Source organism: Pseudomonas sp. GW822-FHT03F04 (assembly GCF_058801405.1).
Map to the genome: position 1 here is coordinate 86383 of NZ_JBXANF010000009.1, position 25162 is coordinate 111544.

The window sequence follows — 25162 nt, forward strand, 5'->3', positions numbered from 1 at the left end:
CAGCGGCAGTGTTCACGCAAATCCTGAATGACGGGTACGCAAGGCCCGTGCCAGAGCGGCCAGGCCAGGGAGTAGTCATCGGGATGAAAAGGGCGGTACCGAAATCTCGGCACCGCCCTCGGTTTTTTAGAAGAAGCCCAGCGGATTGATGTCGTAGCTCACCAGCAGGTTTTTGGTCTGTTGGTAGTGGTCGAGCATCATCTTGTGGGTTTCACGGCCGACGCCGGACTTCTTGTACCCGCCGAACGCGGCGTGCGCCGGGTACAGATGGTAGCAGTTGGTCCACACACGACCGGCCTTGATGGCGCGGCCCATGCGATAGGCGCGGTTGATGTCGCGGGTCCAGAGGCCGGCGCCCAGGCCGAACTCGGTGTCGTTGGCGATTGCCAAGGCTTCGGCTTCGTCCTTGAAGGTGGTGATGCTCACCACCGGGCCGAAGATTTCTTCCTGGAACACACGCATCTTGTTGGTGCCCTTGAGCAGGGTCGGCTGGATGTAATAACCGGAAGCCAGGTTGCCTTCGAGTTTTTCCACCTTGCCGCCGGTCAGCAGTTCGGCACCTTCGCCCTTGGCGATTTCCAGGTACGAAAGAATCTTGTCGAATTGCTGCTCGGACGCCTGGGCGCCGACCATGGTGTCGGTGTCCAGCGGGTCGCCGCGTTTGATCTGCAGGACTTTCTTCATGACGACGGCCATGAATTCGTCGTAGATCGATTCCTGTACCAGCGCACGGGACGGGCAGGTGCAGACTTCGCCCTGGTTGAAGAACGCCAGCACCAGACCTTCAGCGGCTTTTTCGATGAAGCTCGGCTCGGCCTTCATGATGTCTTCGAAGAAGATGTTCGGCGACTTGCCGCCCAGTTCCACGGTGGACGGAATGATGTTCTCGGCGGCGCATTTCATGATGTGCGAGCCGACCGGGGTCGAGCCGGTGAAGGCGATCTTGGCGATGCGCTTGCTGGTGGCCAGGGCTTCGCCGGCTTCTTTGCCGAACCCTTGCACCACGTTGAGCACGCCCGGTGGCAGCAGGTCGCCGATCAGCTCCAGCAGCACGCTGATGCCCAGCGGTGTTTGCTCGGCAGGTTTGAGCACCACGCAGTTGCCGGCGGCCAGGGCCGGGGCGAGTTTCCACGCGGCCATCAGGATCGGGAAGTTCCACGGGATGATCTGGCCGACCACGCCCAGCGGTTCATGGATGTGATAAGCGACGGTATTGCCATCGATTTCGGCGGCGCTGCCTTCCTGGGCGCGCAGGCACCCGGCGAAATAGCGGAAGTGGTCGGCGGCCAGCGGGATGTCGGCGTTGAGGGTTTCGCGGATGGCTTTGCCGTTGTCCCAGGTTTCGGTGATCGCCAGCAGTTCGAGGTTCTGTTCGATGCGATCAGCGATTTTCAGCAGGATCAGCGAGCGGGCCTGGGCGGAGGTCGAGCCCCAGGCATCGGCAGCGGCGTGAGCGGCGTCCAGGGCCTTGTCGATGTCTTCGGCAGTGGAACGCGGGAATTCGGCAATCGGTTGGCCATTCACTGGCGAGGTATTGGTGAAGTACTGACCTTTGACAGGCGCGACGAACTCGCCGCCGATGTAGTTACCGTACTTGCTCTTGAACGAGACTTTGGCGCCTTCAGTACCGGGGTGAGCGTAACGCATGATGATGTTCTCCTTGGCTTTGTACTTATTAGAGAAACGCGCATGAGCGCTTGCTATAAGCGTAGAGCAAAGGTCGGGCCACCGCCGTGCAGGTCAGGCAAATCAAGGCCTTGCGTGATTTCTGTCGGACAAGTGGCAAGCGTCTGTGACGGTATCGGTACAGCTCGGGTGACAGTTTGTACCGCTTCTGGCACAACCTGTGACCGGGCGGTCTTGCCAGCATTGCAAAGACCGGTTGGCTGGAGGATGCTGGGCACCACTTCACGCATGGGCCGATGAGCCTCGGGGAGAATAATAAGAAATGCACGACAACCATTTGAGTCGCCATGCCCAACAGGTTCTCACCGTCACCCAGGGCAAGCCGCACCTGCACGGCCCCGGTGCCGACCCGTCGATCGCCCGCTCGTGGCTGCGTTGTCTTGAGGACTATCACCTCGACCCGGCCCTGACCATGGCGCCGACCGTGCTCGAACACGGTCGTGTCCTCGAAAGCCGCGAACGGCTGCAACAGGTGTTGCAGATCGCCGGCAATGAAATGAGCAGCCTGCATCAACAACTCTCCGGCGCCGGCCACGCGGTACTGCTGACCGATGCGCGCGGGGTAATCCTCAACTGCGTCACCGCTCCTGCCGAACGCAAGATCTTCGAACGCGCAGGGCTCTGGCTCGGTTCCGACTGGAGCGAGGCCTGTGAAGGCACCAACGGCATCGGCACCTGCCTGGTGGAACGTCAGGCCCTGACCATCCATCAGGACGAACACTTTCGCGGCCGTCACACCGGCCTGACCTGCTCGGCGAGCCCGGTGTTCGACCCGCACGGCGAACTGCTGGCGGTGCTCGATGTTTCCTCTGCGCGGCATGACGTCTCGCGCCAGAGCCAGTTCCACACCATGGCGCTGGTCAATCTGTCGGCGAAGATGATCGAGAGCTGCTACTTCCTGCGCTGTTTCGATAACCAATGGTTGTTGCGATTCCATCTCCAGGCCGAGTCTGTCGGGCTGTTCAGCGAAGGGCTGCTGGCGTTTGACGGGGAAGGGCGGATCAGTGCGGTCAATCAGAGCGCCTTGAACCTGCTGGGGCACATTCGCGGTGGTTTGCTCGGCAAACCGGTGGAGGCGTTTTTCGATTGTTCGCTGGATGAGTTGCTGGGGCGTGCGAGTGCCAATGCCAGCGCCAGTTGGCCGTTGCGCACTCGTGACGGACGGCATCTGTTCGCGGTGCTGCGCGGCGAGTCGCGCAAGCCATCCATCGTCTTGCCGAAACCTCAGGCTCCCGAGGCGCCACGCCTGGCTGGCATTTGTCTGGGCGACGCCGGACTGCAAGCGGATTTCCGCAAGGCCTTGCGGGTGTTCGAGCGTGACGTTCCACTGCTGATCAATGGCGAAACCGGCTCCGGCAAGGAAGCGTTCGCCAAGGCTGTGCACAGCGCCAGTCAACGCGCCGGCAAAGCGTTCGTCGCCCTCAATTGCGCGGCCATTCCCGAAAGCCTGATCGAGAGCGAACTGTTCGGCTATCGCGGCGGCAGCTTCACCGGCGCGCGCAAGGACGGCATGCGCGGCAAGTTGCAGCAGGCCGATGGCGGCACGCTGTTCCTCGATGAAATCGGCGACATGCCGCTGGCCTTGCAGACCCGTCTGTTGCGGGTGCTTGAAGACCGGCAAGTGGTGCCGATCGGCGGCGAGCCGGAAGCGGTCAACGTGCGGATCATCAGTGCCACACACCGTAACTTGCTGGAACGGGTTGGCGACGGCAGTTTTCGGGAAGATTTGTATTACCGGCTCAACGGGCTGGAAGTGGCGCTACCGCCATTGCGCGAGCGCAGTGACAAGTCGCAGTTGCTGGATTTCCTGCTGGCCGAAGAGGCAGGCGGTGAAACGATCCTGATCGAAGAGCCGGCGCGCCAGGCCTTGCTGGGGTTCAACTGGCCGGGCAATGTGCGGCAGTTGCGTAACGTGCTGCGCACGCTGGCGGCGTTGTGCGATGAAGGGCGGATCGGGCTGGATGATCTGCCGGTGATGTTCCGGCAGGTGCAGCCGCTGCTGGTCAAAGTCGATGAAGTGTCATCCGGGCAGCCGCTGGAGGATGCCGAGCGGCTGGCGTTGCTCAATGCGCTGGAACACACGCGCTGGCACATGACCCACACGGCGCAGCAACTGGGCGTCAGTCGCAATACGCTCTATAGAAAGCTGCGCAAGCACGGGATCGCCCGCAGCGCTTGACCCCTGAAAACGAGGATGCGGTTTTCCCCTGCCTGGGCTACCCTGCGGCCATGTTTTACGAGGTCGACTATGCACATTCATATTCTGGGTATCTGCGGGACTTTCATGGGCTCGATGGCGGTTCTGGCCAAAGAGCTGGGCCATCACGTGACTGGCTCCGATGCCAACGTTTATCCGCCGATGAGCACTCAGCTCGAAGCCCAGGGCATTCAGCTGACTCAGGGCTACGACCCGGCGCAGCTTGATCCGGCGCCGGATCTGGTGGTGATCGGCAACGCCATGTCCCGCGGCAATCCGGCGGTGGAATATGTGCTGAACAAAGGCCTGCCGTACGTCTCCGGCCCGCAGTGGCTGGCCGACCATGTGCTGCAAGGTCGCTGGGTGCTGGCGGTTGCCGGTACTCACGGCAAGACCACCACCAGCAGCATGCTCGCCTGGGTGCTGGAACATGCCGGCATGAGCCCGGGCTTCCTGATCGGCGGCGTTCCGCAGAACTTCTCGGTGTCGGCGCGTCTGGGCGGCACACCGTTCTTCGTGATCGAGGCTGACGAGTACGACAGTGCCTTCTTCGACAAGCGCTCGAAGTTCGTCCACTACCGCCCACGTACGGCGATCCTCAACAACCTTGAGTTCGATCACGCTGACATCTTCCCGGATCTGCCGGCCATCGAGCGCCAGTTCCACCACTTGGTGCGGACTATTCCGAGCGAAGGCCTGGTGATCCACCCGACCACCGAACCCGCCTTGCAGCGCGTGATCGAGATGGGCTGCTGGACCCCGGTGCAAACCACCGGTGCTGGCGGTCAGTGGCAGGTCAAGTTGCTGAAGGACGACGGCTCGGCATTCGAAGTGATGTTCGAGGGCGTCTCCCAAGGCGTCGTCGAGTGGGAATTGACGGGGCAGCACAACGTAGCCAACGCATTGGCTACTCTGGCGGCAGCGCGTCACGTTGGTGTTGTGCCGTCCATGGGCATCGCCGGGTTGAGCGCGTTCAAGAGCGTCAAGCGTCGGATGGAAAAAGTCGCGGAAGTGCGCGGCATCACCATCTACGACGACTTCGCCCACCACCCGACCGCCATTGCGACCACCCTCGACGGCCTGCGCAAACGCATTGGCGACGCACCGCTGATCGCGATCATCGAGCCGCGTTCCAACTCGATGAAGCTCGGCGCACACCGTGATGGCTTGCCGGACAGCGTGGTCGATGCCGATCAGGTGATCTGGTACGCCCCGGCGAACCTCGGCTGGGACCTGGCTGGCACTGCCGCGTTGTGCACCGTGCCGTCGATCGTCAGCGATTCGCTGGAAGGCATCATCGAGCGCGTGAAAAGCCAGGCCCAGCCCGGCACCCACGTGGTGATCATGAGCAACGGCGGCTTCGGCGGTCTGCACGGCAAACTCGCCGAGGCGCTGAAATGAACAACAACGGCCCGGAACGCATCACGCTGGCGATGACCGGCGCGTCCGGCGCCCAGTACGGCTTGCGCCTGCTGGATTGCCTGGTGCGCGAGGATCGCGAAGTACATTTCCTGATCTCCAAGGCAGCGCAACTGGTGATGGCTACCGAGACGGACGTGTCGCTGCCGGCCAAGCCGCAAATGATGCAGGCGTTCCTCACCGAATACACCGGCGCCGCCGCGGGGCAGATCCGCGTGTATGGCAAGGAAGACTGGATGTCGCCAGTGGCCTCGGGCTCCGGGGCGCCGGCGGCAATGGTAGTGGTGCCGTGCTCGACAGGCACCTTGTCGGCCATCGCCACCGGCGCCTGCAACAACCTGATCGAGCGAGCGGCAGATGTAACGTTGAAAGAGCGTCGCCAGTTGATTCTGGTACCGCGCGAAGCGCCGTATTCGAGCATTCACCTGGAGCACATGCTCAAGTTGTCGAACATGGGCGTGACTATCCTGCCGGCCTCGCCTGGCTTTTATCACCAGCCGCAGACCATCGATGACCTGATCGATTTCGTGGTGGCGCGGATTCTCAATCTGCTGGGCATCCCCCAGGACATGCTGCCGCGCTGGGGCGAGCATCACCTGAGCAGCGATGAATAAGCTGCTGGCGATCCTGCTGATATTGCAACTGACCGGCTGCGCCACGGCACGCACGCTCGATGCCGCCAAACCCGGCGCACCGGTGGTGTATTCCGGCACTCGGCTGGATTTGTACGCCATGAATGGCGGGTGTTGCGCGATGGATCGGTTCGGTGCCGAGGCGCCAAGCTATCCCGGGGTGGATCTGCCGGCCAGTGCATTGCTCGATACGCTGCTGTTGCCGTTGTCGTTGCTGACGGTGATCGGCGTAGGCTTTCAGGCGACTGGCGGGCTCTAAAAAAATCGCAGCCGATGGCTGCGATTTTTTGTTTTTACTTGCCGAGCTTTCTCAACTCATCTGACTCGACGATCCGCACTCCGTCCTGTTCCTCAAGCGCCAGCCGCCACATGGCTCGGGCCAGTTGGCAGGCTTCGATGCCGCGGTATTTGCCGGGAATCAGTTTCGAAAACGGTGCAGCAAGCTGCTCGCCCAGCCGTGGCTCGCTGCGATCCCCCAGCAACAACGAAGGCCGGCAGATGGTCAGTTGTGGCCAGTCCTGCGCGCGCAATGCGTGTTCCATCTCGCCTTTGACCTTGTTGTAGAAAATCGAGGATCGGCGATCAGCCCCCAGGGCACTGATCACGATCAGGTGCCGTGCGCCCATTTCCCGGGCGCGTTTGGCGAACGCCACGACCATGTCCAGATCCACGGCGCGGAACGCCTCTTCGGAGCCGGCCTGTTTGATGGTGGTGCCGAGGCAGCAATAGGCGATGTCGACGCGACCGGCCAGTTGCGGCAGAAAGGTCTGTGGGTCGCCGACCGGGTTTTCCAGATGAGGATGTTCGGCCAGCGGCCGGCGTGAAGGGGCCAGGACGCGAGTGATCGTCGGTTCGTTGAGCAAACGGTCGAGCAGGTGTTCACCGGTCAGCCCGGTGGCTCCGGCAAGCAAGACATGCTGAGGCGTCAAGTACATAGTGTCTCTCCCTTGATACTGTTCAGCTTAGTTGCTCTTTGTCGCTCCGTCGTTCAGCGCAGCACTTTGCAACGCTTTTCTCGCTTGCTGCTTGCGCAGCAGCTGCCAATGGGCGAGCACTGTTTTCGGCGCCCAGATCTGCGGTTCCGAGGCTTCGAAGTTGTCCGCCAGTTCGCGCTCGGCGACGGTGGCCTTGGCCAGTTTGAAGGCTTGCTCCAGATCATCGGTCTGGTTCAGCGCCTGGGCAAACAGGGCATCGCCGAAGTAGGTGAAGTTGGCTTCTTCGGAGCAACCGAACGAGACCCGGTCGGCGCGCGACGCGGTCATGATCAACGTACGTTCGTCCTTCAGCGCCGGAATGAAGCCACCGGAATAGCACGAGGAGATGACAATGATCTTGTCGCGGTTCTTCAGCGGTGCGAGCACGGCGGCGAGTTCGTCGGCGGGCAGGTCGGCCAGTTCCATGCGCGGTTGGTCGAGCACCAGTTCATGTTCGGCGGTGCCGTGGCTGGTCAGGTAGATGAACACCAGATCTTCCGGGCCGCTGCGTTCGGCCAGGGTCAACGCCGCGCGGCGCAGATTTTCGCGGGTGGCCATCGGCCGGTCACCGAGGTGGTCGCGATGGTTGACCAGGCGGATCTGGCCAAAGGCGCCGAAGCGGCTGGCGAGCATGTTGGCCACGTAATCGGATTCGCGCAGGAACACGCTCTGTTTGCCGTCGCCGCCGAGGGTCAGGGAGTACAACTCCACCGCCGGGGTCGAGGCTGGCACATTGGCCAGCGCTTCCTCGAGCAGGCGGCCCTGGGCCAACAGGCCGAGTTCGAGTGTATCGGGCAACAATTTGCCGTCGGCGTCGCGCACGCGCTGGCCGTTGATCCAGGTGCCGCTGAGCACGCTGCCGTCAGTCAGCACCAGCGTGCCTCGGCCCGCGTAGCTGTCGCTGTCGAACCCGCCGATGTAGAAACTGCCGTCGGACAGGTTCAGTCGGCCCTGACCGCTGAAGCGCCAGTCATTGAAGTAGCCGGTGTAATGGCTGCCGTCGGCGCCGATCAGTTCGCCCTTGCCGGTCAGCGCGCCTTCCTTGAACTGGCCGAGCCAGACGTCGCCGTCAGCGTTTTCGTAGCGGCCCTTGCCGTGTAGCTGATTGTTCTTGAAGCCGCCGACATAGATATCGCCGTCGGCGCTGTTGAAGGTGCCGTTGCCTTCGAGCTGGCCGTTCACGAAATGGCCGGTGAACTGATTGCCGCTGGCATCGCCGCGCTGGCCCTCACCGTTGGGTTTGCCGTTTGCGAACTGGCCCTGATAGGAGCTGCCGTCGTCCAGCTCCAGGCGGCCGAGCCCGGAATACTGGTCGGCCTTGAATTCGCCGCGATAGGTCATCGCGTTTTCTTTGAGGGTGCCTTCGCCTTCGCGTCGGCCGAGCTTGAAACCGCCGGTGTAGCTGCCACCGTGGGTGGTCAGCGAGCCCTGGCCGTCGAACAGGCCTTGCTGGAAATTCCCGCGATAAACCTCGCCGTTGCTGCCGTGCCATTCGCCCTGACCGTGCCACTGGCCCTTGTCGAACTCGCCCGCGTACCAGCTGCCGTTCGGGTAGTCGACCCGGCCCTGGCCTTGCAGCAGACCGTTGACCAGCTCGCCGCGATAGCGTCCGCCATCGGGCAGGCGCGCATCCGGGGGCAACAGCGATTCGCCATCGCCGCAAGCGGTGAGCATCAGGGTCAAGGCAAGCGGTGCAAGAGCAGCAAGTGAGCGCATAGCGGGATCCGGGCAATTAGGCGACCGAGTATGCCGCAGCTATGTGACCTTATACAGCCGGCGGAGGGGAGTGGATGCGAAACAGCGTGAGCCGCTTCGCATCCCGGCACTCAGACGAAGCAGAGCGACAGCGGTTCGGCGATGTAGGCCGGTTTGTCCGAGCCTTCGATCTCCAGGGTGGCGGTGGCCTTGAGCAGCCACTGGCCAGGTTTCTTCTCGGTCACTTCACCGAGGTCGACCTTGAGCCGGACTTTGGAATTGACCTTGACCGGCTGGATGAAACGCACGCTGTCCAGGCCGTAGTTGACCACCATCTTCACGCCTTGCGGCAGGATCAGGATGTCTTCCATCAGTTTGGGGATCAGCGACAACGACAGGAAACCGTGTGCGATGGTGCTGCCAAATGGCGTTTGCGCAGCTTTGACCGGGTCGACATGGATGAACTGATAATCCCCGGTGGCTTCGGCGAACAGGTTGATGCGCTCCTGATCGATAGTGAGCCATTCGGAACGTCCGAGTTCCTTGCCGACATAATCTTTGAGCTCTGCAACTGGAACATAGGGCATTGAGACTCTCCTTGGGTTCATCGGTTTTATAGTTTTTCAGGTGGGGGATTTGACCGCCCTGCGAACCACTGTAGATCATCATGACGATTTGCTCAGGTCAACCGACCATGCTTTTGGCGAATGCCGATCCATAGCGCTGGCGTGCTTATAATGCCCGGCCCGTGCTTGGCGGGATGTCGGACGGAGATGACGGATGTTGCTACGCGGCCTGACCATGCTGGTGCTGTTTCAATTGCTCGGCACCGCCCTCAATCATTTGCTGTTGCCGGTGCTGCCGGGGCCGATCATCGGTCTTTTGCTGTTGCTGGTGTTCCTGATCGTGCGCGGTGAAGTCGGCGAGCCGCTGAATCTCGCCGCCGGCAGTCTGTTGCGTTATCTGCCGTTGCTGCTGGTGCCGCCGGCGGTGGGCGTGATGGTTTACGCCACGGCCATTGCCGCCGATTTCTGGGCCATCGTCGGTGCGCTGGTGGTCTCGCTGATTCTGTCCATGGCCTTCGCCGGTGTGCTGATGCAACGGCTGGTCAAGCGTCACGCCCCGCATTCGGAGGAATCCTGATGCTGTTCGACTGGCAAGGTGCCTGGGCTTCGGTGATTCACCATCCACTGTTCGGCATCGGTATCACCCTGGGGGCTTATCAACTGGTGTTGGCGGCGTTCGAGAAAACCCGCTGGATTTTCCTGCAACCGGTGCTGGTCTCCATGCTGTTGGTGATCGGTGTGCTGGTGGGTTGCGGCCTGACTTATGTCGAGTACCGCAAGAGCACCGAGATCCTCAGCATTCTGCTGGGCCCGGCGACCGTGGCACTGGCGGTGCCGCTGTATCTGAATCTGCGGCGCATCCGCCAATTGTTCTGGCCGATTTTTACTACGCTGGTGATAGGCGGGGTGGTCGCCACGGGCATGGGCGTGGCGCTGGGCTGGTGGTTCGGCGCCGATCACATGATCCTGATGACCATGGCGCCCAAGTCAGTGACCTCGCCGATCGCCATGCTGGTGGCCGAACAGATCGGTGGCGTCGCGGCGCTGGCCGCGGTGTTCGTGTTGATCACCGGGGTGATCGGCGCGATCTTCGGCCCGGCACTGCTGACTCGTCTGGGCGTGCACAGCCCGGAGGCGCGCGGCATGGCGCTGGGCATGACGGCGCATGCGGTCGGTACGTCGGTGGCGTTGCAGGAAAGCGATGAGTGCGGCGCCTTCGCGGCGCTGGCGATGAGTCTGATGGGCGTGGCCACGGCGGTGTTCCTGCCGTTGGCGGTGTCGATGGTGGTGTAAGGAAATGTCTATGAGTCTGCCGCTTTTTCCGCTGAACACGGTGCTGTTTCCCGGCTGCAACCTGGATCTGCAGATCTTCGAAGCACGCTACCTGGACATGATCGGCCGCTGCATGAAACAGGGCGGTGGGTTCGGCGTGGTGTGCATCCTTGAAGGCAGCGAAGTCGGTGTCGCCCCCGAAGGTTTCGCCATGGTCGGCTGCGAAGCGCGCATCACCGATTTCCAGCAGCAGGACAACGGACTGCTGGGCATCCGGGTGCAGGGCGGGCGCCGGTTCATCGTGCAGCGCACCGAAGTGCAGCGCGATCAACTGATCGTCGCCGAAGTCGAGTGGCTGGACGACGAACCCGAGCAACCCTTGCAGGATGAAGACGCTGATCTGGTGGCGCTGCTCAAGGCCCTGGCCGAGCACCCGATGGTCGAGGCGCTGAACATGGGCATCGAAGCGGCGGGGCAACAGTCGCTGGCCAATCAGTTGGCGTATCTGCTGCCGTTCGCCGAGGAAGACAAGATCGACCTGCTGCAACTCGACGACCCACAGCAGCGACTGGATGCGATCCAGGCGCTGCTCGATGAATTGCAGGGCGAGTTGTTCGCTTAAGACGCGTTCAGGTTATTCGGGCCAGACGATGTCGTTGGCGAACCAGTCCTTGCCGCTCGGCAGTGAAAGGGTCGTCTCGTAATTGCGTTCGGTGTCCGGCTCCATGTCTGAAACATCGAAGAATATCGGCAGCTACTTCGAACTGGAAACCTACGAGGGAAAGCTGAAGTCCTTTGGCGACCTGCCCTCCAATCCGGCCCCTGTGGCGTTGTTCAGTGTCGAGAAGAAGTTGGGGCTGTTTCAGCACGAAACAAAGGGCGGTCTCAAGCACTTCCTCGACAGGAATCCGAACGACCCCGAGCACAATGCCTACAATCCCGTGTCAGCGTCGTTCGTCTTGAGGCCCCAGCCTTCGGCGCTGTCTGCCGTCACCTAGTACGAATATCGCAACAATGTATGCGGCAAATGCCGCAACACGAAGAAACCGAACAAGGCGACCAGTGCCGGCAGCACCAGCCACCAGACTTTCTGCGGCATCGCTTCAAGGGGCGAACGGCGCTGAATCAGCCACAGGCTCGCGGCGCAGACACAGGCGGCAAGCATTGCACCGGCCAGCACATCGGTTGGCCAGTGTGCCCCCAGGTACACCCGTGACAAGGCAATCGCCAGTGCCGGAATGCAGCCGACCAGCAGCCAGGTCAATCGCATTCTTGGCGGTTGCCCGCGTCCGGCCAGCACGGCCAGGGTCAGGAACAGCGCGAACGATCCGGACGCATGGCCGCTGGGCATGCTGTAGCTGGTCAACGGGTCGGTCAGCACCTCCGGGCGTACCCGGGCGAAAAACAGTTTGGTTCCGGTGTTGGCCAGCGCGGTGACGAGCAGGGTACTGCCAGCGAAGATTGCCTGACGCCACTGGCGGCACAGCAGCAACAGGCCGGTCAGCAAAATGCTGAACACCAGCATGTTGCGGAACTCGCCGATCAAGGTAAAGACCACCGCGACCTCGTCGAGCACCGCGTTGCGGTGTTCCTGTACGAGGGTCATGACGCCCTGATCAAGGGCGGTCAGGTATGGGTAACTGACAAACAGACCGATCAGAATCAACAGGCTCATGCTGCTGATCCAGATTGTTGCCCGACGATGGCGGCGCAGGCTGCTGTTGGCACTCAGGCCGACCATCACCGCAATGCTGGCGGCGACGATCCCGGCCTGCAGCCAGAAGCCTTCCGGCAATGGCAGACGAATCGCCGCCCCGGTAGCCCAGCCCGGCAGCAGGTACGCGATGCTCCAGCCCGCCGCCGCCAGCAGACTCACGGCCGCGAAGCGCGGGAAGGGCATGTCGCACATCCCGGCGACCATCGGCAGCATCGGTCGCAACGGGCCGATGAAACGCCCGACCAGCAGGCTGGCGATACCGTAGCGCTGGAAGTAGGTTTCTGCGCCGGCCATCCATTCCGGATGATGGCGCAAGCCCGGCAGGCGCCGGATGTTCTGGTGGAAGTGGCGGCCCAGGAAGTACGAAATCACGTCGCCGAGAATCCCGCCGAGAAAACCCAGCAACAGGGTTTCGCTCAACGACAGCGCACCGCTGCCGGCCAGCACTGCCACGGCAAACAGCAACACAGTGCCGGGAACAATCAGCCCGGCAATCGCCAGGCATTCAACGCAGGCTACGACGAACACTGCGGCGGCCAGCCACTGCGGATTGGCGGCCAGCCACCCGGTCACGCTATCGAGCCATGGGCCCATACAACACACTCCATTTCATTGATGTCCCTGATCGGCGTACCGCAGAGGGGAAATTCACAGCAGAAAATAATCGCGCCCTTCGACCTGCCCCCGGCGCAGCGGGTTCCGGGTGCACCACTGGGCGTAGGCCGCATCGACGAAGCGATACATCAAATGCTCGTCACGCCCATGGGGGATGCCCAGGCGGGTGGTCTGGATGATGTGGCCTGGCGCGGGGCCGGTGTCTTCCACCAGCAGTATCTCGTGATCGAAACGCTTGGCATCCCACACCGGCACTTTCAGCCCCAGGGCCTTGCACAGCAGGGTCTGCCCGGCGCAAAGCTTTTGCGACGGTCGCGGGCGACCCTGTGCATCGGGGTTGTTCAGCAGCATCTGCGCCAGACTGGCCGGGCCGCTGATTTCATCGACCCATGGATAGGCCGATTTGATCAGCACCGCATTGCCGGGTCCCTGTGCACTGAAGTTCAACGAATCGCCGCCACGGGCGTAGTACATATAGATGTGGCCGCCATCCAGAAACAAAGCCTTACGCTTTTCCGTGTAGCCGAGGGAGGCATGGCTGCCTTTTTCTTCGCAGTAATACGCTTCGGTTTCGATGATCCGGGCGCTGAGCCACAGGTCGCCGACCCGGTGACGGATGACTTTACCGAGCAGATCCCGGGCAAGCGTCTGGGCGTCACGGTCGAAAAAAGCGTCCGGAAGGCCCATCGGCAGGCGCTCGGCGTGGGCACGAACGGTCAGATTGGACATGGCAAACGGTGTTTATCCAGGCGAAAGAGGTCGTGATGATAACAATCCGAGCCTTAATTACGGCTGAACATCGGCAAATCGCCGTCCATTTCGACCATCCGCCCGTCACCGCTGTTAGTCCCGGGACGCGACAGCTATAATCTGCCGCTTTCCTCTTTGCCAAGACCCCAGCAGACCATGACTGAGTCCGTTCTTGACTACATGACCCGATTGGGTCGCGCCGCCCGCGAAGCTTCCCGGGTCATCGGCCGTGCCAGCACCGCGCAGAAAAACCGCGCCCTGCTGGCTGCCGCCAATGCCTTGGACGCCGCCCGCGCCGAGCTTGCGGCAGCCAATGAACAGGATCTGGCCGCCGGTCGCGCCAACGGTCTGGAGCCTGCACTGCTGGAACGTCTGGAACTGACCCCGGCGCGTATCGACGGGATGATCGTCGGCCTGCGCCAGGTGGCGGCCTTGCCGGACCCGGTCGGTGCGATCCGCGACATGAGCTTCCGTCCGTCGGGCATTCAGGTTGGCAAGATGCGCGTGCCGCTGGGCGTGATCGGGATCATCTACGAGTCCCGTCCGAACGTGACCATTGATGCCGCGAGCCTGTGCCTGAAGTCCGGTAACGCGACGATCCTGCGTGGCGGTTCCGAGGCGATTCATTCCAACCGTGCGATTGCCGCCTGCATCCAGCGCGGCCTGGCCGAAGCCGAACTGCCGGCCGCCGTGGTGCAAGTGGTGGAAACCACCGACCGCGCCGCCGTTGGCGCGTTGATCACCATGCCCGAGTACGTCGATGTGATCGTGCCGCGTGGTGGCCGTGGCCTGATCGAGCGCATCAGCCGTGACGCGCGGGTGCCGGTGATCAAGCACCTGGACGGCATCTGCCACGTCTATGTCAGCGAACACGCCGACCTGCCGAAAGCCCAGCGCATCGCCTTCAATGCCAAGACCTATCGTTATGGCATCTGCGGCGCGATGGAGACCTTGCTGGTCGATCAAAGTGTTGCGAAGGATTTCCTGCCGTCGATGGCTGCCCAGTTCCGCGAAAAAGGCGTCGAGCTGCGTGGTTGCGAGCGCACCCGGGCGATCATCGATGCGGTGCCGGCCAGCGAAGAAGACTGGGGCACCGAGTATCTGGCGCCGATTCTGTCGATCCGTGTGGTCGACGGTCTGGACCAGGCCATCGAACATATCAACCATTACGGCTCCCATCACACCGATTCGATCGTCAGCGAAAACCTCGCCGACACCCGCCAGTTCGTGGCTCAGGTCGACTCGGCGTCGGTGATGATCAACACCCCGACCTGCTTCGCCGATGGATTCGAATACGGATTGGGTGCCGAGATCGGCATTTCTACTGATAAGCTGCACGCCCGTGGCCCGGTGGGCCTCGAAGGACTGACCTGCGAGAAGTACATCGTGGTCGGTGATGGCCAGTTGCGCGGCCAGGCGACGGTCTGACTTGTCCGACCTCGACCTGAAAGCGCCGAAATCCGGCAGAAAGTCTCGCCCCCGGCGCATTGGCGTTCTGGGCGGAACGTTCGATCCGGTGCATGTCGGCCATTTGCGTGGCGCGCTGGAAGTCGCCGAAGCGCTGGCCCTCGATGAGCTGCGCATGATGCCCAGCGCCCGGCCGCCGCATCGCGATACCCCGCAGGTGTCGGCGCAGGATCGGCTGGCAATGGTTGAATGTGCGGTGGCCGGAGTGCCGCCGCTGGTGGTGGACGCCCGCGAATTGCAGCGGGACAAACCGTCCTGGACCATCGATACCCTGGAGTCGCTGCGCGCCGAAATGGCCGCCGAGACCCAGGTTTTTCTGCTTTTGGGCTGGGACGCATTTTGCGGCCTGCCCACTTGGCACCGCTGGGAGGAGTTGCTCCAGCATTGCCACATCCTGGTGCTACAGCGCCCGGACGCCGACAGCGAACCGCCGGATGCCTTGCGCAACCTGCTGGCAGCGCGTTCGGTGAGCGACCCGCTGGCCCTGAAAGGGCCGAGCGGACAGATTGCATTCGTCTGGCAGACACCGCTCGCGGTCTCCGCCACCCAGATCCGTCAACTGCTGGCCAGCGGTAAGTCGGTACGTTTCCTGGTGCCCGACGCGGTCCTGGCCTACATCGATGCGCACGGTCTGTATCGTGCGTCGAACTGAACAAGGCGTGCTCAAGTAACACGATCATCGTGGGACGAGACGCCGAATACATGAGCAAAACGAGTTTTATATGACTGACAAAGACCAAACCAAAGTAAAGCGCAAAGGCACGTTCAAGAGCGCTCCGCTGCCAGAGCCGGTCAACACCAACGAGCCGCTGAAAGGCGACGAACTGGTCAAGATTGCCGTGGCAGCCCTGGAAGACGTCAAGGCCCAGGACATCCAGATCATCGATGTGCGCGACAAGCAGAGCATCACTGACTACATGATCATCGCCACCGGTACGTCCAACCGCCAGATCAACGCGATGCTGGACAAGGTTCGCGAAGAAGTGAAAAAGCAGGGCGCCAAGCCGCTGGGCGAAGAAGGCAAGGGCGACAGCGACTGGGTGCTGCTGGACCTGGACCTGGTGATCGTGCACATGATGACCGCCTCGGCTCGTCAGTTCTACGACCTGGAGCGCCTGTGGGCCGGTGCCGAGCAAAGCCGTGCGGCGGACGCCAAGCACCACAGCCCGGAAAACACCCACGAGCATTTCACCAAGCTCAACAAAGACCAGCTGTAAGGGACGCGCTGTGCGACTGCGACTGATCGCCGTCGGTTCACGCATGCCCAAATGGGTGGAAGAAGGCTGGCATGAATACGCCAAGCGTCTTCCGTCCGAGCTGGCGCTGGAACTGGTGGAAATACCGCTCAATACCCGTGGCAAGAATGCCGACGTGGCACGCTTCATCCGTCAGGAAGGCGAAGCCATGCTGGCCAAGGTCGGGCAGAACGAGCGGATCGTCACCCTCGAAGTGCACGGCAAGCCCTGGAGCACCGAGCAACTGGCGGTCGAACTCGACCGTTGGCGGCTGGATTCGCGCACGGTCAATTTCATGGTCGGCGGCCCGGAAGGGCTGGCGCCGGAAGTCTGTGCCCGCGCGGATCAGCGCTGGTCGTTGTCGCCGTTGACGCTGCCGCACCCGCTGGTGCGCATCCTCATCGGCGAGCAGTTGTATCGTGCCTGGACCGTGTTGTCCGGCCACCCTTACCACAAGTAATCCTGCCCTCATGTCCCAGCCGATCCGCATCAAGGACCACGAAAAAGACGCCCGTCTGGTGCGTAGCCGCGTCGTGTTCGGGGCCATTGCGGTGGTGTTGCTGATCTGTGTGCTGATTGCCCGGCTGTATTTCCTGCAGGTCATCCAGTACGAGTACCACTCGACCCTGTCGGAAAACAATCGGGTGCATGTCCAGCCGATTCCGCCAACCCGCGGGTTGATCTTCGACCGTAACGGCGTGGTGGTGGCGGACAACCGCCCGAGCTTCAGCCTGAGCATGACCCGCGAGCGCTCCGGCGACTGGCAGCAAGTGCTCGATGTGATCGTCGAGGTGCTGGAGCTGACGCCGGAAGACCGGGTGATCTTCGAGAAACGCATGCGTCAGGGGCGCCGGCCGTTCGAGCCGGTGCCGATCTTGTTCGAGCTGACCGAAGAGCAGATTGCCCGCGTCGCGGTGAACCAGTTCCGCCTGCCGGGCGTGGAAGTGGTCGCGCAACTGGTGCGTCACTACCCGCAGGGTGCGCATTTTGCGCACTCGGTGGGTTACATGGGGCGGATCAACGAGAAAGAGCTGAAAACCCTCGACCCGGTCAATTACAGCGGCACCCACCACATCGGTAAAACCGGCATCGAACGCTTCTATGAAGCCGAACTGCACGGCCAGGTGGGTTACGAAGAGGTCGAGACCAACGCTCGGGGCCGTGTGTTGCGGGTGCTCAAGCGTACCGATCCGGTGCCGGGCAAGGACATCGTCCTGAGCCTCGACATCAAATTGCAGGAAGCCGCCGAAGCCGCGCTGGGCGGGCGACGCGGTGCGGTGGTGGCGCTGGACCCGAACACCGGCGAGGTGCTGGCGATGGTCAGCCAGCCGAGCTTCGACCCGAACCTGTTCGTCACCGGCATCAGCTTCAAGGCTTACGCCGAGCTGCGCGATTCCATCGACCGGCCGCTGTTCAACCGCGTACTGCGCGGTCTGTACCCGCCGGGCTCGACGATCAAACCGGCGGTAGCGATTGCCGGTCTGGACGCGGGCGTGGTGACGGCGTCGAGCCGCGTGTTCGACCCGGGTTACTACATGCTGCCCAACTACGATCACAAATACCGCAACTGGAACCGCACCGGGGACGGCTTCGTCGACCTCGACACAGCGATCATGCGGTCCAACGACACCTACTTCTATGACCTGGCGCACAAGCTCGGCATCGATCGGTTGTCGGCGTACATGAACAAGTTCGGCATCGGCCAGAAGGTCTCGCTGGACATGTTCGAAGAATCCCCAGGCCTGATGCCGTCCCGCGAGTGGAAACGCGCGACCCGTCGCCAGGCGTGGTTCCCGGGCGAGACCCTGATTCTCGGGATCGGCCAGGGCTACATGCAATCGACCCCGTTGCAACTGGCCCAGGCCACTGCGCTGGTGGCCAACAAGGGTGTGTGGAACCGCCCGCACCTGGCCAAGACCGTCGAAGGCGAGAGGCCCAAGGATGAAAATCCGATGCCGGACATCGTCCTGCGCGATCCGTCGGACTGGAACAAGGTCAATCACGGCATGCAGCAGGTGATGCACGGCGCCCGGGGCACCGCGCGCAAAGCGGCTATCGGCTCGCAATACCGGATCGCCGGCAAATCGGGTACCGCCCAGGTGGTCGCGATCAAGCAAGGCGAGAAGTACGACCGCTCCAAAGTGCAGGAACGCCACCGCGACCACGCCTTGTTCGTGGGGTTTGCACCGGCCGACAACCCGAAAATCGTGGTGTCGGTGATGGTCGAGAACGGTGAGTCCGGTTCCGGCGTCGCCGCGCCGGTTGTGCGTCAGGTGATGGACGCCTGGCTGCTGGATCAGGACGGACGCTTGAAGGCCGAATACGCCAGCCCTATCAGTGCGGAGGCTACGGCCCGTGAAGAATAATTTCGATCGCATGCTCTCCAGCGAGGATGTGATGCGTCGCCGGGCGACGCTGTTGCAACGCCTGCATATCGATGGCCCGTTGTTGGTTCTGCTGTTGATCCTCGCGGCCGGCAGCCTGTTCGTGCTGTATTCGGCGAGCGGCAAGAGCTGGGACCTGCTGGCCAAACAGGCCACATCGTTCGGCATCGGTCTGGTATCGATGATCGTCATCGCGCAGTTCGAACCACGGTTCATGGCCCGTTGGGTGCCGCTCGGCTATGTGGTCGGGGTGGTGCTGCTGATGGTGGTGGACATCATGGGCCACAACGCCATGGGTGCGACCCGCTGGATCAACATTCCCGGGGTGATCCGCTTCCAGCCGTCGGAATTCATGAAGATCCTGATGCCGGCGACCATCGCCTGGTACCTGTCCAAACGCACGCTGCCGCCGCAGCTCAAGCATGTCGGGATCAGCCTGATGCTGATTGGCGTGCCGTTCATTCTGATTGTGCGTCAACCGGATCTGGGCACTTCGCTGCTGATTCTGGCCGGCGGTGCGTTCGTGCTGTTCATGGGCGGGTTGCGCTGGCGCTGGATCCTCAGCGTGCTGGCCGCCGCCGTACCCGTGGCGATCGCCATGTGGTTCTTCATCATGCACGACTACCAGAAGCAACGGATCCTGACTTTCCTCGATCCGGAAAGCGATCCGCTGGGCACCGGCTGGAACATCATTCAGTCGAAGGCCGCTATCGGTTCCGGCGGCGTGTTCGGCAAGGGTTGGCTGCTGGGCACTCAGTCGCACCTGGACTTCCTGCCGGAAAGCCACACCGACTTCATCATCGCTGTACTCGGCGAAGAGTTCGGCCTGGTGGGGATTTGCGCGCTACTGCTGATCTATCTCTTGCTGATCGGTCGCGGCCTGGTGATTACCGCTCAGGCCCAGACGCTGTTCGGCAAACTGCTCGCCGGCGCCTTGACCATGACGTTTTTTGTTTATGTTTTCGTCAACATCGGTATGGTCAGTGGCCTGTTGCCGGTGGTGGGGGTGCCGTTGCCGTTCATTAGCTACGGCGGAACTTCGCTGGTGACACTGCTGTCAGCGTTTGGGGTTTTGATGTCGATCCATACGCATCGCAAATGGATCGCACAGGTTTGAATAAGGTGAAGAGTTCAATGCAAGTAATGCGTGACTGGGCGACACGATACGCACCGTGGCTCGGCCTGGTAGGCATCCTTGGCAGCGCGCAGGAAGCGCTGGCCGGCGATTACGAAGGCTCGCCCCAGGTGGCCGAATTCGTCGGTGAAATGACCCGCGACTACGGTTTCGCCGGCGAACAGCTGATGGCGGTGTTCCGCGAGGCGCAGCGCAAGCAGGCGATTCTCGACGCGATTTCCAAACCCGCCGAACGGGTCAAGCAGTGGAAAGAATACCGGCCGATGTTCCTCACCGACGCGCGCATCGCCCGGGGTGTGGACTTCTGGCGCCAGCACGAGGCCGTGCTGGCCCGCGCCGAGCAGGAATACGGCGTTCCGGCCCAGGTGATCGTGTCGATCATCGGCGTTGAGACCTTTTTCGGACGTAATACCGGTAATTACCGGGTGATCGATGCCTTGTCCACGCTGGGATTCGACTATCCTCCCCGTGCCGAATTTTTCCGCAAGGAACTGCGTGAGTTCCTGCTGCTGGCGCGTGAAGAGCAGGTCGACCCGCTGACCCTCAAGGGGTCCTACGCCGGGGCGATGGGCTTGCCGCAGTTCATGCCAAGCAGCTTTCGCGCCTACGCGGTGGATTTCGATGGCGACGGCCACATCAATATCTGGAACAACCCGGATGATGCGATCGGCAGCGTCGCCAGCTACTTCAAGCGTCACGGCTGGGTGGCCGGCGAGCCGGTGGTCAGTCGGGCCGATGTGCGCGGCGAACAGGTGGATGAGGGTTTGACCACCGGGATCGAACCGACGAAGACCGTCGGGGAGTTGCGAGCGCTGGGCTGGTCAAGTCATGATGCGCTGCGCGATGATATGCCGGTTACTGCATTTCGCCTGGAAGGCGACAACGGCCCGGAATACTGGATGGGCCTGAAGAATTTCTACGCGATCACGCGTTATAACCGCAGCGTGATGTACGCCATGGCTGTACATCAACTGTCTGAAGAGCTGGTAAAAGCACGGGGCGTCAAGTAATGCAGGCATTGCCTATCAACAAACCCCTGAAGCTGGTGGCATTCGCTGCGTTGGCAGTGTTGGTCGCCAGTTGCTCGACCAGCCGTGCGCCGAGCCAGAAGACTTCGTCCACTGCTGTTCGCGCGCAGCCGGGCCTGGATATCAACCGGGCCCACAAAGATGGCGCGCCGTGGTGGGACGTCGATGTGTCGCGCATCCCGGACGCCACGCCGACCCTGCACACCGGCCCGTACAAGGCCAACCCGTACACCGTGCTGGGCAAGACCTACTTCCCGTTGCAGGAATCCAAGACCTACGTGGCTTCGGGTACTGCATCCTGGTATGGCACCAAGTTCCACGGTCAGAACACCGCCAACGGCGAAGTCTATGACCTGTACGGCATGAGCGCCGCCCACAAGACATTACCGCTGCCAAGTTACGTTCGGGTGACCAACCTGGACAACAACAGGAGCGTGATCCTGCGGGTCAACGACCGCGGGCCGTTCTATTCGGACCGGATCATCGACCTGTCCTACGCTGCGGCGAAAAAGCTCGGTTATGCCGAAATCGGCACCGCGCGAGTCAAGGTCGAGGGTATCGACCCGCAACAATGGTGGGCCGCCAAGGGCCGTCCGGCGCCTTTGATGCTCAACGAGCCGCAAGTCGCGCAGAATACTGCGCCGGTGATCACGGCCTCGGCCGGTACCATCGAGCAGTGGACTCCACCGCCGCAACAACATGCCTCTGACACTGTACCTGTACAGATCAGCGCAAAAAAAAACGCTTCTGCACCAGCGTCTGGCCAGTATCTGCAGGTGGGCGCGTTCGCCAACCCGGACGCTGCAGAACTCCTGAGGTCGAAGCTCAGCGGGATGGTGAGCGCTCCGGTGTTCATCAGCTCGATCGTGCGCAATCAGCAGACCCTGCACCGGGTACGCCTGGGACCGATCGGTTCGCCGGGTGAAATTGCCCAGGTACAGAACAGCGTGCGCTCGGCCAATCTTGGTTCGCCAAGCGTGGTCACCGAGTAAGTAATACGTAGCACTTGATTGACGGTTCACCAGCGATTGGGGGGTGAGCCAGGTTGTTGGCTCGTCGAAGAACAAAAGCCCGGCAAAGGGTGACTGGAGTGAGCAACTGAACACGCGATAACCCGTTAGAAGGTTATTTGATTAGTTTTTGCCCTCGGGCAAGTTTCCATTAGCGATTTCGAGAGACGGATGAACATCACCACCTTTGCCAAACGCCTGTGTCTGCTAGTCCCGCTGCTCCTCTCGCCAGCCGCCTTCGCGGCCGAGATGATGCCGTCGCCACCTCAACTGGCCGCAAAAGCCTACGTGCTCATGGACGCCAGCAGCGGCAACGTGCTGGTGGAGAACAACGGTGACCAGCGTCTGCCACCGGCCAGTCTGACCAAACTGATGACCGCGTACATCGCTACGCTGGAAATCCGTCGCGGCCAGATCGGTGAAAACGATCCAGTGACCATCAGCGAAAACGCCTGGCGCACCGGCGGCTCGCGGATGTTCATCAAAGTCGGCTCGCAAGTGACTGTCAGCGACCTGCTGCACGGCATCATCATCCAGTCCGGCAACGACGCCAGCGTCGCGGTTTCCGAGCACATCGCCGGCAGCGAAGACGCCTTCGCCGACCTGATGAACAAGACCGTCGCCGATCTGGGCATGACCAACACCCACTTCATGAACCCGACCGGTCTGCCGAACCCTGAGCACTACTCGTCGGCTCACGACATGGCGATCCTGGCTCGCGCGATCATCCACGAAGACCCGGCTCACTACGCGATCTACTCGCAGAAAGAGTTCTTCTGGAACGGCATCAAGCAACCTAACCGCAACCTGCTGCTGTGGCGCGACAAGACCGTTGACGGTCTGAAAACCGGTCACACCGACGAAGCCGGCTACTGCATGGTGTCCTCGGCCGTACGTGACGGCATGCGCCTGATCGCCGTGGTGTTCGGCACCAACAGCGAAGTGGCTCGCGCTGCTGAAACCCAGAAGCTGCTGACCTACGGTTTCCGTTTCTTCGAAACCCAGACCTTCTACCAGAAGGGCACCGAACTGGCTCAGGCCCCGGTGTGGAAAGGCACCACCAATCAAGTCAAGGCCGGCCTGGCTGAAGACCTGACCATGACCCTGCCGAAAGGCCAGCTGAAAAAGCTCGCTGCCAGCATGACCATGAACCCGCAACTGACCGCGCCAATCGCCAAGGGCGACGTGATCGGTAAAGTCGAAGTGAAACTGGACGACAAGGTGGTGCACAGCGCTGACCTGATCGCCCTGGACGCTGTCGAGGAGGGTGGTATCTTCCGCCGCATGTGGGATAGCATCCGTCTATTCTTCTACGGCTTGTTCAACTGATTCGAGTTGACCTGCATGGCCCCGTTCCGATCCGGAGCGGGGCCTTGTTCGTTACCGGGCTTACGCTTACGAGGCCGTTACGCCATGACCGATACCGAAGTAAAGGCGCCAAAGATCGAATTTCCGCAGGTTGATTATCCGGTTAAGGTGATCAGCGATACGGGCGTCGGCAACAAAGACAAGATCATCGACATCGTCAAGAAGCACGCCAAGATCAACGATGAGCGTGTGGACGAGCGTCAAAGCAGCAACGGCAAGTACACCACCATCCAGTTGCACATCGTCGCGACCGACCAGGATCAGCTGTACAACATCAACAGCGAACTGCGGGCGACCGGTTTCGTGCACATGGTGTTGTGATGTCCGGCACGCTGGGCTTTCGCGAGCTTGGCCAGATGGCTTACGAGCCGGTCTGGCATGCCATGCAACGTTTTACCAACGAACGCGGCAGTGATGCCGCCGACGAAATCTGGCTCGTCGAGCACCCACCGGTGTTCACCCAGGGCCAGGCCGGCAAGGCCGAACACCTGCTGCTGCCGGGGGATATCCCGGTGGTGCAGGTCGACCGCGGCGGGCAGGTGACTTACCATGGCCCCGGCCAACTGGTGGCGTACCTGCTGCTGGATGTGCGCAAACTGGGTTTTGGTGTACGAGACCTGGTCACGCGCATGGAGCGGTGCCTGATCGAGCTGCTGGCCAGCTATGACGTCACTGCAGTGGCCAAGCCAGACGCTCCCGGCGTCTACGTCGACGGAGCGAAAATCGCTTCTCTGGGTTTGCGGATTCGCCACGGTTGTTCCTTTCATGGCCTGGCCCTGAACGTGGACATGGACCTGGAACCGTTTCGACGGATTAATCCCTGCGGCTACGCCGGGCTGGCGATGACCCAGCTGAGCGACCATGCAGGATCGATTGAATTTGCCGAGGTAAGTGCCCGGCTGCGTGCGCAGCTCGTCAAACACCTCGACTATGCTGAGCAGACGACCCTGACGGGCGGAATCGACTGATATGACTACTGATGCAGTGCAAACCATGATCCCGACGCTCGACGTGACCGAGCGCCCGGCCCCGCGTCCCAAGGTTGAAGCGGGCGTCAAGCTGCGCGGCGCCGAGAAGGTTGCACGCATCCCGGTGAAGATCATTCCGACCACCGAACTGCCGAAGAAACCCGACTGGATCCGCGTGCGCATCCCGGTTTCGCCGGAAGTCGACCGCATCAAGAGCCTGCTGCGCAAGCACAAGCTGCACAGCGTCTGTGAAGAAGCGTCCTGCCCGAACCTGGGCGAGTGCTTCTCCGGCGGCACCGCGACCTTCATGATCATGGGTGACATCTGCACCCGTCGCTGCCCGTTCTGCGACGTTGGCCATGGCCGTCCGAAGCCACTGGACGTCAACGAGCCGGAAAGCCTGGCCATCGCCATCGCCGACCTGAAACTCAAGTACGTGGTGATCACCTCGGTTGACCGCGACGACCTGCGTGACGGCGGTGCCCAGCACTTTGCCGACTGCATCCGCGAAATCCGCAAACTGTCGCCGAACGTGCAGCTCGAGACCCTGGTCCCGGACTACCGTGGCCGCATGGACATCGCCCTGGAAATCACCGCGGCCGAGCCGCCGGATGTGTTCAACCACAACCTGGAAACCGTTCCGCGCCTGTACAAGGCTGCGCGTCCGGGTTCGGACTACCAGTGGTCGCTGACCCTGCTGCAACGCTTCAAGCAGATGATGCCGCACATTCCGACCAAGTCCGGCCTGATGCTGGGTCTGGGCGAGACCGACGACGAAGTCATCGAAGTCATGAAGCGCATGCGCGAACACGACATCGACATGCTGACCCTGGGCCAGTACCTGCAACCGTCCCGCAGTCACTTGCCAGTGCAGCGTTTCGTGCACCCGGACACCTTCGCCTGGTTCGCCGAGGAAGGTTACAAGATGGGCTTCAAGAACGTCGCGTCCGGCCCGTTGGTGCGCTCTTCGTACCACGCCGACGAGCAGGCGAAACTGGTCAAGGCCGAGCTGCTCGGTTCCTGATTCAGCGCTGAATGAAAAAA

The 25162-nt window shown here is 61.9% G+C and carries 26 protein-coding genes; 20 read left to right on the plus strand and 6 right to left on the minus strand.

All coding sequences use genetic code 11. The features are described from left to right. Positions 1-126 precede the first annotated feature (126 nt). Positions 127-1647 (minus strand): acetaldehyde dehydrogenase ExaC, encoded by a 1521-nt coding sequence (gene exaC / locus AC1RMX_RS21405; RefSeq protein WP_096820773.1) that lies wholly within the window; start codon positions 1645-1647, stop codon positions 127-129. A 301-nt stretch (positions 1648-1948) separates the two neighbouring features. On the opposite strand from exaC, the gene AC1RMX_RS21410 reads away from it, so the two are divergent. The 4 genes from AC1RMX_RS21410 to AC1RMX_RS21425 all read left to right on the plus strand — a co-directional run bounded on the left by AC1RMX_RS21410 (position 1949) and on the right by AC1RMX_RS21425 (position 6193). Then, positions 1949-3865: a sigma-54-dependent Fis family transcriptional regulator gene (locus AC1RMX_RS21410; protein ID WP_493072957.1), complete on the plus strand. Its 1917-nt coding sequence runs from the start codon at positions 1949-1951 to the stop codon at positions 3863-3865. Positions 3866-3934: 69 nt separating this feature from the next. Continuing rightward, entirely contained in the window at positions 3935-5284 is a 1350-nt protein-coding gene (mpl, locus tag AC1RMX_RS21415; RefSeq protein WP_007958628.1) for a UDP-N-acetylmuramate:L-alanyl-gamma-D-glutamyl-meso-diaminopimelate ligase, read from the plus strand. Next, positions 5281-5916, plus strand: coding sequence for a flavin prenyltransferase UbiX (ubiX, locus tag AC1RMX_RS21420; protein ID WP_011336112.1), 636 nt, complete (start codon positions 5281-5283; stop codon positions 5914-5916). The genes mpl and ubiX overlap by 4 nt, the downstream gene beginning before the upstream one ends. Further along, positions 5909-6193, plus strand: coding sequence for a YceK/YidQ family lipoprotein (locus AC1RMX_RS21425; RefSeq protein ID WP_039771878.1), 285 nt, complete (start codon positions 5909-5911; stop codon positions 6191-6193). The genes ubiX and AC1RMX_RS21425 overlap by 8 nt, the downstream gene beginning before the upstream one ends. A gap of 34 nt (positions 6194-6227) precedes the next feature. Here AC1RMX_RS21425 and AC1RMX_RS21430 read toward each other — a convergent pair whose 3' ends face one another. The 3 genes from AC1RMX_RS21430 to AC1RMX_RS21440 all read right to left on the minus strand — a co-directional run bounded on the left by AC1RMX_RS21430 (position 6228) and on the right by AC1RMX_RS21440 (position 9190). After that, positions 6228-6869, minus strand: a complete 642-nt coding sequence (locus AC1RMX_RS21430; protein WP_096820775.1) for an oxidoreductase — start codon at positions 6867-6869, stop codon at positions 6228-6230. A 27-nt stretch (positions 6870-6896) separates the two neighbouring features. After that, a complete protein-coding gene (locus tag AC1RMX_RS21435; protein WP_096820776.1) occupies positions 6897-8624 on the minus strand; it encodes a C13 family peptidase in 1728 nt (575 codons plus the stop codon). A gap of 110 nt (positions 8625-8734) precedes the next feature. After that, a complete protein-coding gene (locus AC1RMX_RS21440) occupies positions 8735-9190 on the minus strand; it encodes a MaoC family dehydratase (protein ID WP_007909575.1) in 456 nt (151 codons plus the stop codon). A gap of 193 nt (positions 9191-9383) precedes the next feature. Between AC1RMX_RS21440 and AC1RMX_RS21445 the strand changes: the two genes are divergently transcribed. The 4 genes from AC1RMX_RS21445 (at position 9384) to AC1RMX_RS21460 (ending at position 11439) form a co-directional block, all read left to right on the plus strand. Then, positions 9384-9746, plus strand: coding sequence for a CidA/LrgA family protein (locus AC1RMX_RS21445; protein WP_007958636.1), 363 nt, complete (start codon positions 9384-9386; stop codon positions 9744-9746). Further along, positions 9746-10462: an LrgB family protein gene (locus tag AC1RMX_RS21450; RefSeq protein WP_096820777.1), complete on the plus strand. Its 717-nt coding sequence runs from the start codon at positions 9746-9748 to the stop codon at positions 10460-10462. Before AC1RMX_RS21445 ends, AC1RMX_RS21450 begins: the two co-directional genes overlap by 1 nt. A 10-nt stretch (positions 10463-10472) precedes the next feature. Then, a complete protein-coding gene (locus tag AC1RMX_RS21455; RefSeq protein ID WP_102620857.1) occupies positions 10473-11063 on the plus strand; it encodes an LON peptidase substrate-binding domain-containing protein in 591 nt (196 codons plus the stop codon). A 103-nt stretch (positions 11064-11166) separates the two neighbouring features. After that, on the plus strand, positions 11167-11439 hold the full coding sequence (locus AC1RMX_RS21460) for a hypothetical protein (RefSeq protein ID WP_493072958.1): 273 nt from the start codon (positions 11167-11169) through the stop codon (positions 11437-11439). Here AC1RMX_RS21460 and AC1RMX_RS21465 read toward each other — a convergent pair. Together AC1RMX_RS21465 and AC1RMX_RS21470 are read right to left on the minus strand one after the other, a co-directional pair. Continuing rightward, positions 11436-12752, minus strand: a complete 1317-nt coding sequence (locus AC1RMX_RS21465; protein WP_493072960.1) for a bifunctional DedA family/phosphatase PAP2 family protein — start codon at positions 12750-12752, stop codon at positions 11436-11438. The two genes, AC1RMX_RS21460 and AC1RMX_RS21465, sit on opposite strands and share 4 nt — an antisense overlap. Positions 12753-12806: 54 nt before the next feature. Then, positions 12807-13502: a DNA-3-methyladenine glycosylase gene (locus AC1RMX_RS21470; RefSeq protein ID WP_096820781.1), complete on the minus strand. Its 696-nt coding sequence runs from the start codon at positions 13500-13502 to the stop codon at positions 12807-12809. Positions 13503-13679: 177 nt separating this feature from the next. Here AC1RMX_RS21470 and AC1RMX_RS21475 point away from each other — a divergent pair, with 177 nt between their 5' ends. From AC1RMX_RS21475 to lipA, 12 genes are all read left to right on the plus strand, one after another. After that, positions 13680-14951 carry a glutamate-5-semialdehyde dehydrogenase gene (locus AC1RMX_RS21475; RefSeq protein ID WP_102620852.1) on the plus strand — a complete coding sequence of 424 codons (1272 nt, stop codon included), beginning with the start codon at positions 13680-13682 and terminating at the stop codon, positions 14949-14951. Beyond that, entirely contained in the window at positions 14920-15642 is a 723-nt protein-coding gene (nadD, locus tag AC1RMX_RS21480) for a nicotinate-nucleotide adenylyltransferase (RefSeq protein ID WP_085732954.1), read from the plus strand. The genes AC1RMX_RS21475 and nadD overlap by 32 nt, the downstream gene beginning before the upstream one ends. A gap of 70 nt (positions 15643-15712) precedes the next feature. Further along, on the plus strand, positions 15713-16207 hold the full coding sequence (gene rsfS / locus AC1RMX_RS21485) for a ribosome silencing factor (RefSeq protein WP_008087903.1): 495 nt from the start codon (positions 15713-15715) through the stop codon (positions 16205-16207). 10 nt (positions 16208-16217) lie between these two features. Continuing rightward, positions 16218-16685, plus strand: a complete 468-nt coding sequence (gene rlmH, locus AC1RMX_RS21490) for a 23S rRNA (pseudouridine(1915)-N(3))-methyltransferase RlmH (protein WP_009051038.1) — start codon at positions 16218-16220, stop codon at positions 16683-16685. Between the two features lie 10 nt (positions 16686-16695). Further along, a complete protein-coding gene (mrdA, locus tag AC1RMX_RS21495; RefSeq protein WP_493072961.1) occupies positions 16696-18591 on the plus strand; it encodes a penicillin-binding protein 2 in 1896 nt (631 codons plus the stop codon). A gap of 31 nt (positions 18592-18622) precedes the next feature. Continuing rightward, positions 18623-19726 (plus strand): rod shape-determining protein RodA, encoded by a 1104-nt coding sequence (gene rodA, locus AC1RMX_RS21500; protein WP_085712360.1) that lies wholly within the window; start codon positions 18623-18625, stop codon positions 19724-19726. Between the two features lie 17 nt (positions 19727-19743). Further along, on the plus strand, positions 19744-20754 hold the full coding sequence (gene mltB / locus AC1RMX_RS21505; RefSeq protein ID WP_096820785.1) for a lytic murein transglycosylase B: 1011 nt from the start codon (positions 19744-19746) through the stop codon (positions 20752-20754). Further along, complete coding sequence (locus AC1RMX_RS21510; protein WP_096820786.1) at positions 20754-21764, plus strand: septal ring lytic transglycosylase RlpA family protein; 1011 nt, start codon at positions 20754-20756, stop codon at positions 21762-21764. The genes mltB and AC1RMX_RS21510 overlap by 1 nt, the downstream gene beginning before the upstream one ends. Positions 21765-21953: 189 nt before the next feature. Further along, entirely contained in the window at positions 21954-23111 is a 1158-nt protein-coding gene (locus tag AC1RMX_RS21515; protein WP_096820787.1) for a D-alanyl-D-alanine carboxypeptidase family protein, read from the plus strand. Between the two features lie 84 nt (positions 23112-23195). Next, a complete protein-coding gene (locus AC1RMX_RS21520; protein WP_007958664.1) occupies positions 23196-23471 on the plus strand; it encodes a DUF493 domain-containing protein in 276 nt (91 codons plus the stop codon). Then, positions 23471-24118, plus strand: a complete 648-nt coding sequence (gene lipB / locus AC1RMX_RS21525; RefSeq protein WP_096820788.1) for a lipoyl(octanoyl) transferase LipB — start codon at positions 23471-23473, stop codon at positions 24116-24118. The genes AC1RMX_RS21520 and lipB overlap by 1 nt, the downstream gene beginning before the upstream one ends. A 25-nt stretch (positions 24119-24143) precedes the next feature. Next, on the plus strand, positions 24144-25142 hold the full coding sequence (gene lipA, locus AC1RMX_RS21530; RefSeq protein WP_162130488.1) for a lipoyl synthase: 999 nt from the start codon (positions 24144-24146) through the stop codon (positions 25140-25142). Positions 25143-25162: the final 20 nt, after the last annotated feature.

Excerpts from the sequence above, each read along its gene's own strand:
- AC1RMX_RS21520 (WP_007958664.1), top strand. The coding sequence starts at position 23,196 with ATGACCGATACCGAAGTAAAGGCGCCAAAGATCGAATTTCCGCAGGTT.
- rsfS (WP_008087903.1), top strand. The coding sequence starts at position 15,713 with ATGACTGACAAAGACCAAACCAAAGTAAAGCGCAAAGGCACGTTCAAG.
- AC1RMX_RS21435 (WP_096820776.1), bottom strand. The coding sequence starts at position 8,624 with ATGCGCTCACTTGCTGCTCTTGCACCGCTTGCCTTGACCCTGATGCTC.
- AC1RMX_RS21510 (WP_096820786.1), top strand. The coding sequence starts at position 20,754 with ATGCAGGCATTGCCTATCAACAAACCCCTGAAGCTGGTGGCATTCGCT.
- AC1RMX_RS21475 (WP_102620852.1), top strand. The coding sequence starts at position 13,680 with ATGACTGAGTCCGTTCTTGACTACATGACCCGATTGGGTCGCGCCGCC.
- rodA (WP_085712360.1), top strand. The coding sequence starts at position 18,623 with ATGCGTCGCCGGGCGACGCTGTTGCAACGCCTGCATATCGATGGCCCG.
- lipA (WP_162130488.1), top strand. The coding sequence starts at position 24,144 with ATGATCCCGACGCTCGACGTGACCGAGCGCCCGGCCCCGCGTCCCAAG.
- AC1RMX_RS21410 (WP_493072957.1), top strand. The coding sequence starts at position 1,949 with ATGCACGACAACCATTTGAGTCGCCATGCCCAACAGGTTCTCACCGTC.
- mrdA (WP_493072961.1), top strand. The coding sequence starts at position 16,696 with ATGTCCCAGCCGATCCGCATCAAGGACCACGAAAAAGACGCCCGTCTG.
- lipB (WP_096820788.1), top strand. The coding sequence starts at position 23,471 with ATGTCCGGCACGCTGGGCTTTCGCGAGCTTGGCCAGATGGCTTACGAG.
- AC1RMX_RS21450 (WP_096820777.1), top strand. The coding sequence starts at position 9,746 with ATGCTGTTCGACTGGCAAGGTGCCTGGGCTTCGGTGATTCACCATCCA.
- AC1RMX_RS21460 (WP_493072958.1), top strand. The coding sequence starts at position 11,167 with ATGTCTGAAACATCGAAGAATATCGGCAGCTACTTCGAACTGGAAACC.
- exaC (WP_096820773.1), bottom strand. The coding sequence starts at position 1,647 with ATGCGTTACGCTCACCCCGGTACTGAAGGCGCCAAAGTCTCGTTCAAG.
- AC1RMX_RS21515 (WP_096820787.1), top strand. The coding sequence starts at position 21,954 with ATGAACATCACCACCTTTGCCAAACGCCTGTGTCTGCTAGTCCCGCTG.
- AC1RMX_RS21465 (WP_493072960.1), bottom strand. The coding sequence starts at position 12,752 with ATGGGCCCATGGCTCGATAGCGTGACCGGGTGGCTGGCCGCCAATCCG.
- mltB (WP_096820785.1), top strand. The coding sequence starts at position 19,744 with ATGCAAGTAATGCGTGACTGGGCGACACGATACGCACCGTGGCTCGGC.
- mpl (WP_007958628.1), top strand. The coding sequence starts at position 3,935 with ATGCACATTCATATTCTGGGTATCTGCGGGACTTTCATGGGCTCGATG.
- AC1RMX_RS21445 (WP_007958636.1), top strand. The coding sequence starts at position 9,384 with ATGTTGCTACGCGGCCTGACCATGCTGGTGCTGTTTCAATTGCTCGGC.
- AC1RMX_RS21470 (WP_096820781.1), bottom strand. The coding sequence starts at position 13,502 with ATGTCCAATCTGACCGTTCGTGCCCACGCCGAGCGCCTGCCGATGGGC.
- AC1RMX_RS21425 (WP_039771878.1), top strand. The coding sequence starts at position 5,909 with ATGAATAAGCTGCTGGCGATCCTGCTGATATTGCAACTGACCGGCTGC.
- ubiX (WP_011336112.1), top strand. The coding sequence starts at position 5,281 with ATGAACAACAACGGCCCGGAACGCATCACGCTGGCGATGACCGGCGCG.
- AC1RMX_RS21430 (WP_096820775.1), bottom strand. The coding sequence starts at position 6,869 with ATGTACTTGACGCCTCAGCATGTCTTGCTTGCCGGAGCCACCGGGCTG.
- AC1RMX_RS21455 (WP_102620857.1), top strand. The coding sequence starts at position 10,473 with ATGAGTCTGCCGCTTTTTCCGCTGAACACGGTGCTGTTTCCCGGCTGC.
- AC1RMX_RS21440 (WP_007909575.1), bottom strand. The coding sequence starts at position 9,190 with ATGCCCTATGTTCCAGTTGCAGAGCTCAAAGATTATGTCGGCAAGGAA.
- nadD (WP_085732954.1), top strand. The coding sequence starts at position 14,920 with ATGGCCAGTTGCGCGGCCAGGCGACGGTCTGACTTGTCCGACCTCGAC.